Below are 16,731 nucleotides of genomic sequence, written 5' to 3'. Positions count from 1 at the left end.
GGGGTGTGCCTACGCGACACCCTTCACCGGCGGGTGGTGGAAGGTATCGCCGAAGACGCGCTCGGAGGCGCCCACGCGGTCCAGGTACGGCGTGATGCCGCCCATCTGGAACGGGAAGCCCGCCCCGAGGATCATGCACAGGTCGATGTCCTCCGGAGCCTCCACGACGTGGTCGTCGACCAGCATGCGGTGGATCTCGTCGGCCAGGCCGTCCTCCAGCGTGCGGAGGATCTGCTCCTTCGACCACGGGTTCTTGCCGCCCGAGACGATCTTCGCGGCGCCCTTGTCGAGGCCTTTCACCTTGCCCTTGGCGTCCTTCTCCAGCAGCGTGCCGTACTCGGCCAGCTTGTGGAGGTTCTCCGACCGGTAGAACCGGTCCGGGAACGCGGCGTGGTGGGTGTCGAGCACGTGCGCGCCGACCTTCAGCCCGACCAGGTCGAGCAGGGCGGAGGGCGCCATCGGCAGGCCCAGCGGCGCGATGGCCTCATCGACCACCTCGAACGGCGTGCCGTCGTCGACGGCGTGCATCGCGTCCCCGAGGATCTTCGCCAGCACGCGGTTGACCACGAAGCCGGGGGTGTCGGCGGTGATGACGGCGTTCTTCTTCAGCGCCGCCGCGGTCACCATCGCGGTCGACAGCGTCGCCTCGTCGGTGTGCGGCGTCCTCACGACCTCGATCAGCGGCATGACCGCGACCGGGGTGAAGAAGTGGAAGCCGACGAGCCGCTCCGGATGCTTCAGCTTCGCGCCGATCTGCTCGACCGACAGCGACGAGGTGTTGGTGGCGATGACGGCCTCGTCGGAGAGGAACGGCTCCACCTCGGCGAAGACGTCCTGCTTCACCGACAGCTCCTCGAAGACGGCCTCGATGACCCAGTCGCAGTCGGCGAAGTCGGCCTTGTTCGTCGTGCCGGTGACGAGCGCACGCAGGCGGTTGGCCTCGTCGGGGGAGATGCGGCCCTTCTCCTGCAGCTTGCCGATCTCGTCGTGGATGTACGCCACGCCCTTGTCGACGTGCGCCTGGTCGAGGTCGGTGATGACCACCGGCACCCGCAGGCGGCGCACGAACAGCAGCGCGAACTGGCTGGCCATGTAGCCGGCGCCGATGACGCCGATCTTGGTGACCTTCTTCGCGAGTTTCCTGTCGGGCGCGCCGGCCGGCCGCTTCGCGCGCTTCTGCACCAGGTTGAAGGCGTAGATGCTGGCCTGGAACTGGTCGCCCGAGATCAGCTCGGCGAGGGCCTCGTCCTCCAGCTCGAAGCCGGCGGCGCGGTCGTTCGACTTGGCGGCCTTCAGCAGGTCGAGCGCCTTGTACGGCGACTTCGGGACGGTGCCGATGCGCGACTCGAGCATCTTGCGGGCGATGCCGATGGCGGCGTCCCACTTCACCATGCGCTCGATCTTGCCCGGCTCGTTGGGGCGTTTCACGACGACGTCGCCGGTGAGAACCTTGTCGGCCCACTTCAGCGAGTCCTCCAGGAAGTTGGCCGAGTCGAAGATCGCGTCCGCGATCCCGAGGTCGAACACTTCCTGCGCCTTGAGCATCCGGTTCTGCTTGAGCGGGTTCTCGACGACGACCTTGAGCGCGTTCTCGATGCCGATCAGGTTCGGCAGGATGGTCGCCCCGCCCCAGCCCGGGATGAGGCCGAGGAACACCTCGGGCAGGGCGAACGCGGCCGTGTTGCGGTCGATGGTGCGGTAGTCGGCGTTGAGGCCGATCTCCACGCCGCCGCCGAGCGCGAGGCCGTTGGTGAACACGAACGACGGGACGCCGAAGGTCGCCTGCTTGCCGAGCACGTAGTGGCCCAGCTGCGGGAGCAGCTTCGCCACCTCGACGCTCGGGATGTCGCTGACCCGGCTGAGGTCGGCCCCGGCGGCGAGGATGAACGGCTTGCCGGTGACCCCGACCGCGTCGATCTCGCCGCGCTTCGCCCGCTCCGTCAGCTCGTCGAAGACGCGGCCGAGCTCCAGCAGGGTCGCGGGGCCCAGCGTGTTCGGGCGGGTGTGGTCGCGGCCGTTGTCGAGGGTGACGAGCGCGAGGGTCTTGCCGCTGGGCAGCGGCACGTCCTTCACGAACGCGTGGGTGACGACCTCGTCGTCGGCCACGGCCTCCAGGGGGCTGAAGTCGATGGTGCTGTAGTCCGTCACGTGTCTCAGCCCTTCCGCGCCGCGCGCTTGTCGTAGTTCGGGTTCTCCCAGATCACGGTGCCGCCCTGGCCGAGGCCGACGCACATCGCGGTGATCCCGTAGCGCACCTCCGGGTGCTCCTGGAACTGGGCCGCGAGCTGGATCATCAGCCGGACGCCGCTGGCCGCGAGCGGGTGGCCGATCGCGATCGCGCCGCCCCACTGGTTGACGCGCGGGTCGTCGTCATCGATCCCGAAGTGGTCGAGGAACGACAGCACCTGGATGGCGAACGCCTCGTTCAGCTCGAACAGGCCGATGTCGTCGATGGTCAGCCCCGCCTTGCGCAGCGCCTTCTCGGTCGACGGGACCGGGCCGATCCCCATGATCTCCGGCTCGACGCCGGCGAACGCGAAGCTCACCATCCGCATCTTCGGGGTCAGGCCCAGCTCCTTGACCGCATCGTGCGAGGCGAGGAGCGACGCGGTGGCGCCGTCGGTCAGCGGGGACGAGTTGCCCGCGGTGACGCGCCCGTGCGGGCGGAACGGCGTCTTGAGGGTGGCGAGACCCTCCATGGTCGTCTGCGGGCGCATGCCCTCGTCCTGCGTGGCGAGGCCCCAGCCGGACTCGGAGCGGATCGCGACCGGCACGAGGTCCGGCTGCAGCTTGCCCGCTCCGTACGCCGCGGCCGTCTTCTGCTGGCTGCGCATTGCGAAGCGGTCGGAGCGCTCCTTGGTGAGCGCGGGGAAGCGGTCGTGGATGCGCTCGGCCGTCATGCCCATGTTGAGCGCGTCCTCGGCGACCATCTTCTCGGAGAGGAAGCGCGGGTTCGGGTCGGCGCCGAATCCCATCGGGTGGCGGCCCATGTGCTCGACGCCACCGGCGATGACGAGGTCGTAGGCGCCGAACGCGATGCCGGAGCCGAGCGTGGTGACGCTGGTCATGGCGCCCGCGCACATCCGGTCGATTGCGAAGCCCGGCACCGACTTGGGGAGCCCGGCGAGCAGCGCCGCCGTGCGGCCGAGGGTGAGCCCCTGGTCTCCCTGCTGGGTGGTGGCGGCGATCGCCACATCGTCGATCCGGTCCTTGGGCACCTCGGGGTTGCGCTCGAGCAGACCGATCATCGCCTTCACGACGAGGTCGTCCGCCCGGGTGTTCCAGTACTGCCCTTTTTCGCCGGCCCGCCCGAACGGAGTACGGACTCCGTCAACGAACACGACTTCGTTCCTATCGGCCACAGTGCCTCCCAAATCAAGGTCGGAAACGATCCTAGGTACACGACTGTGCACGAAAAGAATCGTTTGATCCTTCCTACGAAACGGGGTCGGACCCGTCGTCGGCGCTTTGGGGCCCTTCTACAAAAGCCTGGGCGATCACCTGTGCGGTTGCATCAACCTGCCAGGGTCGTGCGCCGTGCGCCGCGAGCGCCTCTCCGACGGTCTGCGGAGTGATCTCGGCCGGCGGCGCCCAGGCCACCCGGCGCAGCGTGTCGGGGGTGAGCAGGTTCTCCAGCGGGATGGCGCGTTCCTCCGACACGGCGGTCAGCGCCGTGCGGGCGGCCTTCAGCCGGGCGTCCGCGTCCGGGTTGCGGTCGGCCCAGGCGCGCGGCGGTGGGAGGCTTTCGCCGGTGCCGCGCAGCACGGGGAGGTCGTCGGTGGTGCGGCCGGCCTCGATGGCGGCCCACCAGCGGTCGAGCTCGGTGCGGCTGGCGCGACCGGTGAACTCCCGCATGGCCGCGAGCGCACGCTTGCTGTCGGGCATCGCCTTCGCCGCGGCGGTCAGCGACGCGTCGGGGACGAGGCGGCCGGGGGCGGTGTCGAGCTCGCGCGCCAGCGCGTCCCGGCTCAGCCACAGCTCGCGTGCGACCGCGAGGTTGCGCAGGCCGCGGATCGAGTGGATGCCGGACAGCCGGCGCCACGGCTCGGCCCGCACGGGAACGAGGTCGCGCACCAGCTCGTCGGCGAACTCCTGCCGCGCGATGTCGAGCTTGCCCGCCTCCTCCAGCAGGGCGGCGATGGCGTCGCGCAGGTCGGGCAGCAGTTCCACGTCGAGGGCGGCGTAGGTGAGCCACGGTTCCGGCAGCGGGCGGGTGGACCAGTCGGCCGCGCTGTGCTCCTTCGCCAGGTGGATGCCGAGCAGCTCCTCGACGACCGTGCCGAGGCCGACCCGCGGCATCCCGAGCAGGCGCGCGGCGAGCTCGGTGTCGAACACGATCGACGGGTCCAGCCCGACCTCGCGGAGACAGGTGAGGTCCTGCGTCGCCGCGTGCAGCACCCACTCGTCGTCGTGGATGGCCTCGTTCAGCTCGTCGAAGCGGCCGACCGCCGGCGGGTCGAACAGGAACGTGCCGGCGCCGCGGCGGAACACCTGGATGAGGTACGCGCGCTGAGAGTACTTGAAGCCGCTCGCCCGCTCCGCGTCCACCGCGATCGGGCCGTCGCCCGCGGCGATGCGCTCGACCGCGGACAGGTAGCCCTCGCGCGTGTCGATGACGGAGTGTTCAGCCACGCGGTGCCTTCCTCGACGCGGACGTGCGCGAACTCAGCAGGCTCACACCCTCGCCCGTCGGCGGCAGTCCCGCGAGCATGCACAGCAGCTCGCCCCAGCCCTCGACGTGCGCCGAGATGTCCGACTCCAGCGGGCTCCAGGAGGCGCGCAGCTCGATCTGGGAGCCGTCGCCCTGCGCGGCGAGCTCGCCGAAGCCGGTGGAGATGATCTTCGTCGCGGTGCCGCTGGCGGCGGTGTAGTGGGCATGCCGCGCGTCCAGCGCATCCACCAGCCACGACCAGGCGACGTCGGCGAGGAACGGGTCGAGCCCGATGTCGGTCTCCAGCGGCGCCTGGGCGAAGCAGACGATGCGGAACGGGCCGCCCCACGCCTCCGGCTCGTCGGGGTCGTAGAGCAGGATGAACCGTCCGGTGCCGAGGTCCGAGTCGCTGCCGTGACGTGCGGGCCGCACGTCCGCCGCGAGCGCGACCGAGTACGGCGCCAGCTGCGCGGGCGCGGGGATCTCCTCGATCACGAGCTCCGGACGCGACACTGCGGCGCGGATCGACTGCAGCGCCGTGGCGAACTCCGCCGGGGGGATCGGTGGGGATGTCGGTGTCGGCACGCTTCGAACATTAGAAGCCTTTCCGGCGTCCCGTCTGTAAGGCACGCCGCCTGGGGAAGTCCTGAGGGTGCTCCCGGGGTCGCGCCGGTACGCTGCTGACCATGACGGCACGCGGCACGGGATCGGCGTTCGGCAGGGCACTCGGGACCGCGGCGGTCGTCGCAGGGGGACTCGTGCTCGCCACCGCGGCGGGGGCCGCCTGGGTGACCACCCGCGTCGCCCGCACCGTCATCACGCCGGTGCGGCGCCGGCCGCAGAACCAGACCATCCGCTCGTTCGACGAGACGCTCGGGACCGTGACGCTGCGTGACACCCCCGACGCGGCGATGCCCGGCCGGTTCGGTCTGTGGTGGGGGAGCGAGACCGCCTTCGCCAAGCTCGGCGGCCTGATCGAGCGCGGCGACGGGACGGTGACCCGCGAGCTCGAACGCGTCGAGTTCGGCGAGCTGCGCGAGGGACGCGCCCGCATCTCCGGGTACTACTACCTTCAGCCGGAGGAGCTCGGCCTGCCGGTGAACAGCGTCGAGATCGCCACCGACCTCGGCCAGGCGCCCGCGTGGGTGTTCCCAGCGCCGGAGGGCGCCGGCGACGACCGCTGGGTGATCCAGGTGCACGGCTGGGGCGCCACCCGCCAGGAGGGTCTGCGCGCCGTCCGCGTGTACCACGAGGCCGGCTTCACGTGCCTGCTCGCCTCCTACCGCAACGACGGCGACGCCCCCGAGAGCGAAGACCGCCGCTACGGCCTCGGCGGCACGGAATGGCGCGACATCGAGGCGGCGATCGGCTACGCGGCCGAGCACGGCGCCCGATCGATCGTGCTGATGGGCTGGTCGATGGGGGGAGCGGTCGTGCTGCAGACCATCACCCGTTCCCGGTCGCTCGACCTCGTGACGGGCATCGTCCTCGAGTCGCCGGTCATCGACTGGGTCGACACGCTCGAGTACCAGGGCACCCTCCTGCGCCTGCCCGACATGGTGACCCGCGCCGCCATGCGTCTCATCGAGTCCGAGTGGAGCGGGCCGATCACCGGCCAGGGCGCTCCGATCGACCTGCGCAGCATGGATTTCGTCGCCCGCGCCTCCGAGCTCAGCCTCCCGATGCTCATCCTGCACAGCGACGACGACGGCTTCGTCCCCTCCACCGGATCGCGCGCGCTCGCCGCGGCCCGCAGCGACATCGTCACCCTCGTGTCGTTCGACGTCGCCCTCCACACCAAGCTGTGGAACTACGACGAGGCGAAATGGACCGCCGCCATCGCCGGTTGGCTCGCCGAGCACCTGCCGGCGGAGTAGAGCCAGACATGTCCCGCGTCACAATCACGGAAGCTCGCGCGCACCTCGCGTCGATCATCGACGACGTCCGTGTCGCACCGGTCTATCTGACGCGCCGGAACCAGACCGTCGCCGCCGTGGTCGAGGCGGGCCACCTGGAGCAGTTGCTGGAGGATTCTGCGGAGCTCGCCGATATCCGCGCGGTCGACGCTGCGTGGGAGGAGACAGCGAGCGGCGGCGAGGCGGCCGTTCCTTGGGACGAGGTCAAGCTCGACCTGGGCTTGTCTCGCTGACTTGTTGGCGCCCGTCGTCGCTAGGCGGCGAGCTTCTCCCGCACCTGGCGCTTCGCCCGGCCGAGCAGCGCCGACATACCGCGCAGGCGGAGCGGCGACACCGCGGCCGCCAGCCCGAGGGTCTGCGGGAAGTCGTCCGGCACCGCGAGCACCTCGTCCGCGGTCAGCCCGGCGAGGCCCTGCACCAGGATGGACGCGAACCCGCGCGTCGTCGGCGCCTCCCGCGGGGCAGTGGCGAACAGGTGCACGACTCCGGCGGCATCCACCTCGACGAAGATGAACACGGGCGCTTGGCACTCCTCGACCCGCTCCAGCAGGTCGGGGTGGTCGCGGTAGCGCTCCGGAAGCTCGGGCAGCTCGTCCGAGAACTCCAGAAGCAGCTGCAGCCGGTCGTTCTGCTCCAACGCCTGGAAGTCGTCGCGGATCTCAGCCAGAGTGCCGGTCAGTTCGGTCATCCCTCAAGGCTACGTCGGATTCGACTCAGCGCGACGGGACCTCGCCCGGCTCGCTGCCCGTCACGATCGGGACGCGCACAGCCGAGCCCCACTCCGTCCACGAGCCGTCGTAGTTCTTCACGTTCTCGAAGCCGAGCAGGTGCGTGAGCACGAACCAGGTGTGGCTGGAGCGCTCGCCGATCCGGCAGTAGGCGATGACGTCGTCGCCGGGCTTGAGCCCCGCGCCGTCGAAATACACCTCCTCGAGCTCCGCCCGGCGCTTGAACGTGGCGTCGGGGGCGGCGGCCTTCGCCCAGGGCACGGACTTCGCCGACGGGATGTGGCCGGCACGCAGCGCGCCCTCGGTCGGGTACCCGGGGATCTCGGTGCGCTCGCCGCTGTACTCCTCGGGCGAGCGGACGTCGATCAGCGGCTGCCCGAGGTGGGCGAGCACGTCCTCCTTGAAGGCCCGGACGACGGTGTCGTCGCGCTCCACCACCGGGTACTCGGCCGCGGCGGGCGTCGGCACCTCCCGGGTGATCTCCCGGCCCTCGGCGATCCACTTGTCGCGGCCGCCATCGAGCAGTCGCACGTCTTCGTGGCCGAAGAGGGTGAACACCCACAGCGCGTAGGCGGCCCACCAGTTGTTCTTGTCGCCGTAGATGACGACGGTGGTGTCGCGCGCGATGCCCTTCGAGCCGAGCAGCTCGGCGAAGCGCTCGGAGCTGACATAGTCGCGGACGACGGGGTCGTTGAGGTCGGTGTGCCAGTCGATCTTGACCGAGCCGGGGATGTGGCCGGTGTCGTAGAGGAGCACATCCTCGTCCGACTCCACGACCGCGAGACCGGGTTCGCCCAGGTGCGCGGCGAGCCATTCGGTGCTCACCAGCCGCTCGGGGTGCGCGTAGCCGGCGAACTCGGGCGACGGGTCGGTCTCGATGGTCATGATGTGTCTCCTCGGAAGGTGCGTCCAGGATCCCGTCCGCATCGCGGGACTAGGCTGGATGAGCCCCGCGAGCGCCGGCGATCTACGTCCAGCGTAGGCGGCCGGAAGAGGCCGCGGGTAAGACTTCGACACAAAGGTGCACAACACGCCATGACCCTCGAACAGACCGGCGCCCTGCCCCGTCTCGCCGACCGTTCGCCCGAGATCACGGGCACCGAGATCGCCGGCAGCCTGGTCCCTCCGTCGCAGTTCGAGCACGCCAGCTTCGAGTCGTACCGCCCCGACCACGACTACCCCTCGCAGGCCGAGGCGGTGGCGACCCTGAAGCTGTTCGCCAAGTCGTGGGAGCCGCAGCGCCCCGCGGGCCTGTTCAGCCGTAACCGCAGGAAGGTCGAGGCGATGAAGCCCGGCGTCTACCTGGACGGCGGCTTCGGCGTCGGCAAGACTCACCTGCTGGCGGCGCTCTGGCACGAGGCCCCCGGACCGAAGTACTTCGGCACCTTCATCGAGTACACCGCGCTCGTCGGCGCGCTCGGCTACGCGGGCGCGGTCGACCTGCTCCGCGGCTCCACCCTGATCTGCATCGACGAGTTCGAGCTCGACGACCCGGGCGACACCATGATGATGACCAGGATGCTCGGCGAGCTCGTCGCGTCCGGCACCCGCATCGCCGCCACCAGCAACACCCCGCCGAACGCGCTCGGCGAGGGCCGGTTCGCCGCCAGCGACTTCCTCCGCGAGATCCAGTCGCTCTCGTCGAACTTCCAGACCATCCGCATCGACGGCCTCGACTACCGCCGCCGCGACACCACCGGCACCGCCATCGCCGTCGACCGGACCGACTACGACCGCGCGCTCGCCGCGATGGCCGGGCGGGGAGAGACGGTCACCAGCGACGGCTTCCAGGACCTCATCGCGCACCTGGCCACGGTGCACCCGTCCCGCTACATCAAGATGATCGAGGGCGTGGATGTGATCGGCCTGACCGATGTGGAGGTGCTGCACGACCAGATGGCCGCGCTGCGCCTGGTCGCGTTCATCGACCGCGTGTACGACGCCGAGATCCCCGTCGTCCAGACCGGCCTTGCGCTGAGCGAGGTGTTCGACGACGAGATGCTGAGCGGCGGCTACCGCAAGAAGTACCTCCGCTCCACCTCGCGCATGATCGCGCTCACCGCGGGGGAGCTGCCGCCGCACGACGAGTGACCCGGCAGCCGCGCCCGGCGCGCACCCCGGCGAACGTGAGGCACTGTGCGAGCACATCGGCAGCCTCCCGAAACACAGTGTTTACACGACGCCCGGATGCGTAACACCCGCGAAACACGACCAGCCCTCTGTCGAAACCTCCTGGTCCAAGACTGGCTCCACCCCGAAACCCGAGGGGTGCACGCACAGAGAGGTAGACAATTCGCATGGTGCTCCACACAGCAGCGGACTACGCGGAGGCGGGGACGGTCAACGCCCTATGGCTCCTGGTCGCCGCAGCCCTCGTCCTGCTGATGACCCCCGGTGTCGCCTTCTTCTACGGCGGCATGGTCCGAGCGAAGAGCGTCATCAGCATGATGATGATGAGCTTCGGGGCGATGGCCCTGGTCGGCGTCCTCTGGGTCGTCTACGGCTACGGCCTCGCGTTCGGTCCCCCCAGCATCCCCCACTGGCTCGGAACGCCGGACTGGTTCCTCTCCAGCCTGATGGGCAAGGACGGCATCACGCCCGACCTGGGCGGCCTCGCCTTCGCCGGCTTCCAGGCCACCTTCGCCATAATCACCGTCGCCCTGATCTCGGGCGCGATCGCCGACCGCGCCAAGTTCGGCTCCTGGATGGTGTTCGCCGGCATCTGGGTGACCGTCGTCTACTTCCCGGTCGCGTACTGGGTCTTCAACCTCGCCGACGGCTGGGCCCCGGCCGTGCTCCACGTGAACGACTTCGCCGGCGGCACCGCAGTGCACATCAACGCCGGTGCCGCGGGTCTCGCCCTGGCCCTCGTCCTCGGCAAGCGCGTCGGGTTCCAGAAGGGCATGTCCAAGCCGCACAACGTCCCCCTGACGCTGCTCGGCGCGGCTCTGCTGTGGTTCGGCTGGTTCGGCTTCAACGCAGGCTCCGAGGCCGCGGTCGACGGCGTCGCCGCGATCGCCTGGGTCAACACCCTGGCAGCTCCCGCCGCGGCGACGATCGGCTGGCTGATCGTGGAGAAGTTCAAGGACGGCAAGCCGACCTCGATCGGTGCCGCGTCGGGTGCCGTCGCCGGTCTGGTCGCGATCACCCCGGCCTGTAACATCCTGACCCCGGGCTTCGCGATCCTCCTCGGCCTGGTCGCCGGCGCCGTCTGCGCCCTGGCCATCGACCTGAAGTTCCGCCTCGGCTTCGACGACTCGCTCGACGTGGTCGGCATCCACCTCGTCGGCGGCCTCATCGGAACGCTGTGGATCGGCGTCTTCGGCTTCACCCACATCTACAACTCGAAGGGCGAGGCGACGGACCAGTTCTCCAGCCTCCTCTACGGCGGCAGCTTCTACCAGCTGGGCGTCCAGGCGGCGGGAGCCTTCGCGGTCCTGATCTACTCCTTCGTGCTGGCCTACGCCATCGGCTGGGTCATCCAGAAGACGATCGGCTTCCGGATCAAGAACGAGGACGAGCTGGCCGGTGTCGACACGGTCGTGCACGGCGAGGAGGGCTACGCGCTCGAGACGGTCTGAGCGCGCGTCTTCCAGGCATCGGACGGGGTGCCGCCTTCGGGCGGCGCCCCGTTCCGCTGTCGCTAGGGTGTGGGTGACGGTTTCCGGCGAAGGAGAGGCATGGCTCACGCGACGCCCGACCAGGTGGACGCGCTGCTGCTGTTCTTCTGCGGCGCGCTCGTACTGCTGGCCGCCTTCGGACTGGCGCTCTTCTCCGGCGGGATGGCGGGCCGCGCCCGGGCGACACGCGCGTTCCGGTTCGTGCTGGTGGGGGCGGCCGTCGCGGTCGTGCTCTCGGTGCTCGGCGGGTATGGCGCGGTGACCGGCCGGCCGCTCGTGCGGCACCTGCTCGGCGTGCCGGACCCGGGTCTTGCCGCCGTCGCCGGCACCGACCCCGCATCCTCGTCGCCATACCCTGCGGCGCGGGCGGGCTACCTCATCGCCGTGCTGGTCCTGGTCACCGCCGTCGTGGCGGTCGCGGTGGCGTCGCGCGTGACCCTGCGGGCCTGGATCGTGTTCGCCGTGTTCTGGCTGCCGCTCGTGGTCTACCCGGTGGCGTACGGGGTGTTCGCGCTCGACGACGGCTGGGCGGTCGCGGGCCTTCACGTCGTCGACTTCGGGGGAGCGCTCCTGGTCGTCGCCGCAGGCGGCAGTGCGGTCGGGCTCCTGCTGGCGGGCGGGCGGAGCGAGCACCTGCCGCCGCTGTCGCCGCGCCCGACGCTCATGGCCATCGGCGGGGCGATGCTGTGGGTGGGCTGGCTGGGCCTCATCGTCGGCTCCGAGGCCGCGCTCGACGCCTACGCGTCGCTGATGGCGGTCGGCGGCTTCCTGGCCTCGGCGACCGGGGTTCTGATGTGGATGCTGGTGGATGCCGTGCTGCTCCGGCGTCCCACCCTCAGCAGTGCGCTCTGCGGTGCGTTCGCCGGTCTGGTGGCCGTGACCGCCGCATCCGGTGTGCTGACGCTCGGCTGGTGCATGCTCGTCGGCGCGCTGTCGTCGCTGGCCTGCGCGACGATGCTCGACCTCGCGGCCCGGGCGCGCTTCGGCCCGGCGCTGAGGCTCTGCGTCATCGCGATCGTCGGCGGGCTCGTGGGCCTGCTCTTCCCCGGCCTCTTCGCGACCGGCAGCGGGATGGTCGACAGCGGCAACTTCGACCTGTTCATCGCGCAGGGGATCGCCGGGATGGCGGTGCTGCTGTACTCCGTCACCGTGTCGCTGCTGCTCGGGCTGGCCCTGCGCTTCACGATCGGGCTGACGCGCGTCCGCTATCGTGCCCGACGTGGCATCCGTGAGAAGCATCCTGTCGGCAGTGACCGCGCTGTTCCGCCCCTCCCGCGCGGGCAGGACCGCCCCACCATCGAGTGAGCCGGGTCGTACCGGCACTACCGCGACCGTGCAGGTCGACCCGCGGCGCCTCGGTCGCATCCGCACCGCGTACACCCCGAGTCTCGACGGCGACGCCGACCCCGGCGAGATCGTCTGGACCTGGGTGCCCTACGAGGAGGCCGACGGCCGCGGGAAGGACCGGCCGGTGCTGGTCGTGGCCGCGGAGCCGTCGGGCGCCGTGCTCGCCGTGCCGCTGACCAGCCAGGAGCATCCCGGGCGCCCGGAGTACCTGCCGATCGGCACGGGGGAGTGGGACGGCCGCCGCCGCCCGAGTTTCGTGCGCCTCGACCGCGTCTACCGGGTGCACCAGGCCGGCATGCGCCGCGAGGCGGCCGCGCTGGACGCGCGCCGGTTCGCGCTCGTGCGCGAGGCGCTCTCGGCGCGCTACCGCTGGCGCTGAGCGGCCGCGATTCGTCACGAATACGTGCCGTTCGTCACGAATACGTGCCGTTCGTCACGAGTCGGCACCGGCTGCGGAAACGGCGAAACCCTCGGCGGACCGGGGGTTTCTGGTGGTGGGCGATACCAGACTCGAACTGATGACCTCTTCCGTGTGAAGGAAGCGCGCTACCAACTGCGCCAATCGCCCATCCGCACCCGCTTCAGCGGCTGCGAGATTCGATACTAGCCGACTCGGAGGCCCGGATGCACATCGACACGGGCCCGCCCGGCGACACACCCGGACGGCCTGTCCGGTTTTGTCTTGCGCGCGCGGATCGGCTAGAGTCTTTCAAGTGCCGCAGGGAACTGCGGAACGAAATGCGGATGTAGCGCAGTTGGTAGCGCATCACCTTGCCAAGGTGAGGGTCGCGAGTTCGAGTCTCGTCATCCGCTCGAGTCGGCCCGGTCTTCGGATCGGGCCTCTCGGGTACGGTACGGTTTTTCCGTGTTGTGGCGTTCGGTGGATTGGCCGAGAGGCGAGGCAGCGGCCTGCAAAGCCGTATACACGGGTTCGAATCCCGTATCCACCTCGAATCTGACGCAAGTCAGACTCGGGCGATTGGCGCAGCGGTAGCGCGCTTCCCTGACACGGAAGAGGTCACTGGTTCGATCCCAGTATCGCCCACAGAGACAACAAGAAGCCCTCGGCGAAGCCGGGGGTTTCGTCGTTTCCTGGTTGCGGCGCAGGGCTCTGGTGGCTGTGATTCGCGAACGGTCACGCGGACAGCCCACTGGCAAGACCGTCGACGGGCTGGGGCGGAAAGGCGAAGAGCTCGTCAGGGTCGTGTTCCCTGCGGACCTTCACGAGTCGATCGCGCTGCTCGACACTCCACGATCCGGCGACGGCGGCTGCTGTGTTGGCCCGGCCGACGAAGTTGATCAGCGTCGTCGGCCCCTGCCACGGGGTGGTGGAGTCCAGCGCGGTGCGGACAGCGGCGAGGCGCGTGTCATCGGCGATGCCGGCCGCCTGCGCCGCGTAGACGTTGAGGATGTGTGACGCTGACCGACCGCCGACGCTGTCGTCGCCCCCTGTCGGCTGATGGGCGGCGTGTCCGAGAGTGCGGATCTCGACCGACGACAGCGGCAGGTCGGAGTCGGGCCCGGCGGCGGTGAGCAGAGCGTCGATGGTCGCAGGCGTCAGCTTGTCGAGCGAGGCGGTCCCGTTCGCGACGGGCATCGGTTCCGTCGGGTCGTTGTGGACCGTTCCGATGCGGGCGTAGGGGAGTGGTCCGACCGTGTTCAGCAGTGGCCGCGCTGCGCCGGTGAGGGCGGCGAGTTGGCTGTCTGAGTTGCTGATCGGGTCGAGGGAGGCGAATCGCACCTGGGCGATGTGCCGACCGCGGATCTCTGCGGGGACGGTGTCGACGGCGGGCAGGCGCAGGAGGGCGACGGATGTCGTGGAGGTCGCGGGGAGGCCAGGCGCCCACTCGGCGTAGGTCGAGAGCACCTTCGGGACATCCTCGGCGGCGAAGAAGAGTCCGCCCCCGACGATCTCGCTGAACGGGAGCAGTCTCACGACGATCGAGGTGACGACGCCGAAACCGCACTTGCCACCGCGCATGGCCCGGAACAGCTCGGGGTGGCTGTCTGCCGAGACCGTGATCGGCCCGTCGGCCGGCGTGACGACGTCGAAAGACAGGACATAGTCCGAGCTGAAGCCGATGCTGCTGATGAGGGGCCCGCATCCACCACCGAGCAGATACCCGGTGACTCCGACCGACGGGGCCGAACCGCACGGCGCTGCGAGCCCGTGCTGCGCGGCCGCGGCGACGACGGGATCCCAGCTGCAGCCTGCACCGATCGTCGCGGTCCGAGCCGCGGGGTCGATGCGCACGCCGGTCAGCGACCGAACGGTGATCGCCAGCCCGTGGTGGATCGGTCGGAGCAGTCCGTGGCCGGAGCCGAGCACGGTGACCTTGGTCGTGTGGTCGGCGGCGACCGCGACGGCGGAGGCGACGTCTGCGGCTGTCTGCGCGTCCACCACGATGTCTGGTCTGATCGGCTGGCCAGTGTCGAAGCCGGCCACCGCGTCGCTGTAGCCGTCATCTCGCGGCTCGAGCACGCGGGACACTCCCGCCTGGCGGAGAGTCGTACTCAGGCTCATGCTCGTGTCTCCTCGATCCGATGCGAGCGAGCGGACGCTGAAGGATTCGGCAGTCACCCGCGACCCGTACGCGGTTAGCGTACCCACAGCGGATGCCCGCACCCAGGGGGAGATCGACGCAGAACGGAGCAGCCATGAACGAGCACGAGCACTCGCGAATCCCGGTGAAGGGCTCCACGTACGGCGTGCAGTACGCAGGCTGGACTCCTTCGGCCGTGGCATTCGAGGGGTTGGGCTCGCGCACTCTCCCCGATCAGTTCATCCCGGTGGGCGACGGCGCCCGGCTCCATGCCGACGTCTACCTGCCCAAGAAGGAGGGACGCTACCCCGCGGTCGTTTCGTTCGCCGCGTACACCACGGAGGGCCACACGGCGGGGATTCCCACGGGATCGAACGAGATCGGTTCACCGCCGGTCTTCACGGACCGAGGGTATTGCCCGGTGATCGTGGAGCGACGCGGCATGGGGCGCTCAACGGGGGAGCAAGTGGTGTTCTTCGACCCGCAGGACGTCGACGACCATGAGAAGGTCATCGCCTGGGCGGCGGAGCAGCCGTGGTGCAACGGCGACGTCGTGCTGTTCGGGACCTCTTACTACGGGATGACGCAGCCGTTGGTGGCTGCGCGCCGGCCCCCTGCGTTGCGCGCCTTCTTCGCGAACGAGATGTGCACCGACTTCTACCGCCACCTCGTGGCTTTCGGCGGGGTGCCGGCGCTGTTCTTCCTCGATGTCTGGATGGGCGCGAACTTCACGCAGAAGGACTACGACGAGCGCATCTCGCCCGACCGGCGCGCGCTCATCAGCCATGTGACCAACAGCATGGCGCATCCGCTGCTGGAGAAGCTGGTGCACAAGAACGTGCACCGGATGTTCGACTCCTTCATGTCCAAGACCCCGGTCGACGCGGTCCGGCGCATGTACGTGAATTGGATGTTCGACGGCAAGACCCGGGAGACCTCCACGATCCCCACCGGGTCGACGGACGTGCTGGGCGATATCGAGGTGCCTTTCGTGGTGGTGCAGAACCTGGGCTACTTCAACCTGCACCAGTTCGGCAGCTACGACCTGTTCGAGAATGCCGGAACGCCCGATGATCAACGGTGGATGATTCTGGGCGCCCCGCAATTCGACCTCCCGGTGTACGCGTGGCAGGGCGAGGCGCTCGCCTTCTTCGACCATGTCCTCCACGGCGTCGAGAACGGCTACCGCGGCCAGCCACGGGTGCGGTACTGGGTCGAGGGCGCTGACGAGTTCGACGCCGCGGACTCGTTCCCTCCACGGGACGGGGAGGCGCTCCGCCTGTACCTGGGGTCGTCCGGCCCAGACGCGGACACGCACGTCCTCGCAACGGAGGAGACCCCGGAGGGTGCGAACACCTGGGTCGCCGTGCCGATCGGGCTGCCCGTGCTCGGCGGTCTGGACGACGTGGCCGCGCAGTCCCTCGGCTTCGAGCTGGTCGCCGACCACGATACGGTGCTGGCCGGGCCGGTGACGGCGAACCTGCGGTTCAGCTGCAACGAGATCGACTCGTACGTCGTCGCGCGGCTCTCCCGAATCGACCGCGAGGGCACGCGACACCAGCTGTCAATGGGAGCGGTCCGTCCGGCTGCGCACACCGAGGACGTCGGACGCTCGACCGCGAACGAGATCGCCATCGACTCCGGGGTTCGCAGGCCTCTGACCCCTGGCGAGCCGGTGACGCTGCGGTTCAGCCTCACTCCCGCCCCCACCCGGATCAGAGCAGGCGAAAAGCTCCGACTGGACGTCGCCAGCCGGACCGACCTGCTTCGGATGGACCCGAGCGAGGGCTACGCGCAGTTCGACCTGCCCGTCCCGCCGTACCTCTGCCGCAACACCCTCCACTTCGGCGGCGATAGCTGGATCGACGTCGTGGAGGTGACGAGAGGGGAGGGCGTCTAGAGCGCGGACAGGCCCGCCATCGATCC

The 16,731-nt window shown here is 69.8% G+C and carries 14 protein-coding genes and 4 tRNA genes; 10 read left to right on the top strand and 8 right to left on the bottom strand.

The annotated features are described in order from the left end of the window. Positions 1 to 9: 9 nt before the first annotated feature. The 4 genes from HNO83_RS04530 to HNO83_RS04515 form a co-directional block, all read right to left on the bottom strand. Positions 10 to 2,148: a 3-hydroxyacyl-CoA dehydrogenase NAD-binding domain-containing protein gene (locus HNO83_RS04530; protein ID WP_175336307.1), complete on the bottom strand. Its 2,139-nt coding sequence runs from the start codon at positions 2,146 to 2,148 to the stop codon at positions 10 to 12. Between the two features lie 5 nt (positions 2,149 to 2,153). Next, a complete protein-coding gene (locus HNO83_RS04525; RefSeq protein ID WP_175336306.1) occupies positions 2,154 to 3,362 on the bottom strand; it encodes a thiolase family protein in 1,209 nt (402 codons plus the stop codon). A 73-nt stretch (positions 3,363 to 3,435) separates the two neighbouring features. Next, positions 3,436 to 4,632 carry an HRDC domain-containing protein gene (locus HNO83_RS04520; RefSeq protein WP_175336305.1) on the bottom strand — a complete coding sequence of 399 codons (1,197 nt, stop codon included), beginning with the start codon at positions 4,630 to 4,632 and terminating at the stop codon, positions 3,436 to 3,438. Further along, positions 4,625 to 5,236: a DUF3000 domain-containing protein gene (locus tag HNO83_RS04515; RefSeq protein ID WP_175336304.1), complete on the bottom strand. Its 612-nt coding sequence runs from the start codon at positions 5,234 to 5,236 to the stop codon at positions 4,625 to 4,627. Before HNO83_RS04515 ends, HNO83_RS04520 begins: the two co-directional genes overlap by 8 nt. A gap of 101 nt (positions 5,237 to 5,337) precedes the next feature. On the opposite strand from HNO83_RS04515, the gene HNO83_RS04510 reads away from it, so the two are divergent. Both HNO83_RS04510 and HNO83_RS04505 read left to right on the top strand, forming a co-directional pair. After that, a complete protein-coding gene (locus tag HNO83_RS04510) occupies positions 5,338 to 6,528 on the top strand; it encodes an alpha/beta hydrolase family protein (RefSeq protein ID WP_175336303.1) in 1,191 nt (396 codons plus the stop codon). A gap of 8 nt (positions 6,529 to 6,536) precedes the next feature. Further along, positions 6,537 to 6,800 carry a type II toxin-antitoxin system Phd/YefM family antitoxin gene (locus HNO83_RS04505; protein WP_175336302.1) on the top strand — a complete coding sequence of 88 codons (264 nt, stop codon included), beginning with the start codon at positions 6,537 to 6,539 and terminating at the stop codon, positions 6,798 to 6,800. A 20-nt stretch (positions 6,801 to 6,820) separates the two neighbouring features. Here HNO83_RS04505 and HNO83_RS04500 read toward each other — a convergent pair whose 3' ends face one another. Beyond that, positions 6,821 to 7,255, bottom strand: coding sequence for a SufE family protein (locus HNO83_RS04500; protein ID WP_175336301.1), 435 nt, complete (start codon positions 7,253 to 7,255; stop codon positions 6,821 to 6,823). Between the two features lie 25 nt (positions 7,256 to 7,280). Further along, positions 7,281 to 8,180, bottom strand: coding sequence for a sulfurtransferase (locus tag HNO83_RS04495; RefSeq protein WP_175336300.1), 900 nt, complete (start codon positions 8,178 to 8,180; stop codon positions 7,281 to 7,283). 150 nt (positions 8,181 to 8,330) lie between these two features. On the opposite strand from HNO83_RS04495, the gene zapE reads away from it, so the two are divergent. The 4 genes from zapE to HNO83_RS04475 all read left to right on the top strand — a co-directional run bounded on the left by zapE (position 8,331) and on the right by HNO83_RS04475 (position 12,641). Then, positions 8,331 to 9,386 (top strand): cell division protein ZapE, encoded by a 1,056-nt coding sequence (gene zapE / locus HNO83_RS04490; protein WP_175336299.1) that lies wholly within the window; start codon positions 8,331 to 8,333, stop codon positions 9,384 to 9,386. Between the two features lie 206 nt (positions 9,387 to 9,592). Then, on the top strand, positions 9,593 to 10,876 hold the full coding sequence (locus tag HNO83_RS04485; RefSeq protein ID WP_175336298.1) for an ammonium transporter: 1,284 nt from the start codon (positions 9,593 to 9,595) through the stop codon (positions 10,874 to 10,876). Between the two features lie 99 nt (positions 10,877 to 10,975). Next, on the top strand, positions 10,976 to 12,220 hold the full coding sequence (locus HNO83_RS04480; protein ID WP_175336297.1) for an ammonium transporter: 1,245 nt from the start codon (positions 10,976 to 10,978) through the stop codon (positions 12,218 to 12,220). 28 nt (positions 12,221 to 12,248) lie between these two features. Continuing rightward, positions 12,249 to 12,641, top strand: a complete 393-nt coding sequence (locus HNO83_RS04475; protein ID WP_349627072.1) for a type II toxin-antitoxin system PemK/MazF family toxin — start codon at positions 12,249 to 12,251, stop codon at positions 12,639 to 12,641. Between the two features lie 113 nt (positions 12,642 to 12,754). Here the strand turns inward: HNO83_RS04475 and HNO83_RS04470 are convergent. Beyond that, positions 12,755 to 12,830, bottom strand: a tRNA-Val gene (locus tag HNO83_RS04470). 172 nt (positions 12,831 to 13,002) lie between these two features. On the opposite strand from HNO83_RS04470, the gene HNO83_RS04465 reads away from it, so the two are divergent. The 3 genes from HNO83_RS04465 to HNO83_RS04455 all read left to right on the top strand — a co-directional run bounded on the left by HNO83_RS04465 (position 13,003) and on the right by HNO83_RS04455 (position 13,307). Next, a tRNA-Gly gene (locus HNO83_RS04465) sits at positions 13,003 to 13,075 on the top strand. Between the two features lie 66 nt (positions 13,076 to 13,141). Further along, positions 13,142 to 13,212 (top strand) — tRNA-Cys (locus HNO83_RS04460). Between the two features lie 23 nt (positions 13,213 to 13,235). Beyond that, a tRNA-Val gene (locus HNO83_RS04455) sits at positions 13,236 to 13,307 on the top strand. A 90-nt stretch (positions 13,308 to 13,397) separates the two neighbouring features. On the opposite strand, the gene HNO83_RS04450 is transcribed toward HNO83_RS04455, so the two are convergent. Then, positions 13,398 to 14,786 (bottom strand): FAD-binding oxidoreductase, encoded by a 1,389-nt coding sequence (locus HNO83_RS04450; protein ID WP_175336295.1) that lies wholly within the window; start codon positions 14,784 to 14,786, stop codon positions 13,398 to 13,400. 134 nt (positions 14,787 to 14,920) lie between these two features. Between HNO83_RS04450 and HNO83_RS04445 the strand changes: the two genes are divergently transcribed. After that, entirely contained in the window at positions 14,921 to 16,705 is a 1,785-nt protein-coding gene (locus HNO83_RS04445) for a CocE/NonD family hydrolase (RefSeq protein ID WP_175336294.1), read from the top strand. Positions 16,706 to 16,731: the final 26 nt, after the last annotated feature.

Source organism: Leifsonia sp. C5G2, from assembly GCF_013359685.1.
Classification (GTDB): domain Bacteria; phylum Actinomycetota; class Actinomycetes; order Actinomycetales; family Microbacteriaceae; genus Leifsonia.
This window is presented reverse-complemented; position numbering and strand designations above follow the sequence as displayed.

Bases quoted from the DNA above. Each gene is read 5' to 3' on its own strand.
- HNO83_RS04510 (WP_175336303.1), top strand. From the start codon at position 5,338: ATGACGGCACGCGGCACGGGATCGGCGTTCGGCAGGGCACTCGGGACC.
- HNO83_RS04505 (WP_175336302.1), top strand. From the start codon at position 6,537: ATGTCCCGCGTCACAATCACGGAAGCTCGCGCGCACCTCGCGTCGATC.
- zapE (WP_175336299.1), top strand. From the start codon at position 8,331: ATGACCCTCGAACAGACCGGCGCCCTGCCCCGTCTCGCCGACCGTTCG.
- HNO83_RS04495 (WP_175336300.1), bottom strand. From the start codon at position 8,180: ATGACCATCGAGACCGACCCGTCGCCCGAGTTCGCCGGCTACGCGCAC.
- HNO83_RS04500 (WP_175336301.1), bottom strand. From the start codon at position 7,255: ATGACCGAACTGACCGGCACTCTGGCTGAGATCCGCGACGACTTCCAG.
- HNO83_RS04485 (WP_175336298.1), top strand. From the start codon at position 9,593: ATGGTGCTCCACACAGCAGCGGACTACGCGGAGGCGGGGACGGTCAAC.
- HNO83_RS04480 (WP_175336297.1), top strand. From the start codon at position 10,976: ATGGCTCACGCGACGCCCGACCAGGTGGACGCGCTGCTGCTGTTCTTC.
- HNO83_RS04450 (WP_175336295.1), bottom strand. From the start codon at position 14,786: ATGAGCCTGAGTACGACTCTCCGCCAGGCGGGAGTGTCCCGCGTGCTC.
- HNO83_RS04445 (WP_175336294.1), top strand. From the start codon at position 14,921: ATGAACGAGCACGAGCACTCGCGAATCCCGGTGAAGGGCTCCACGTAC.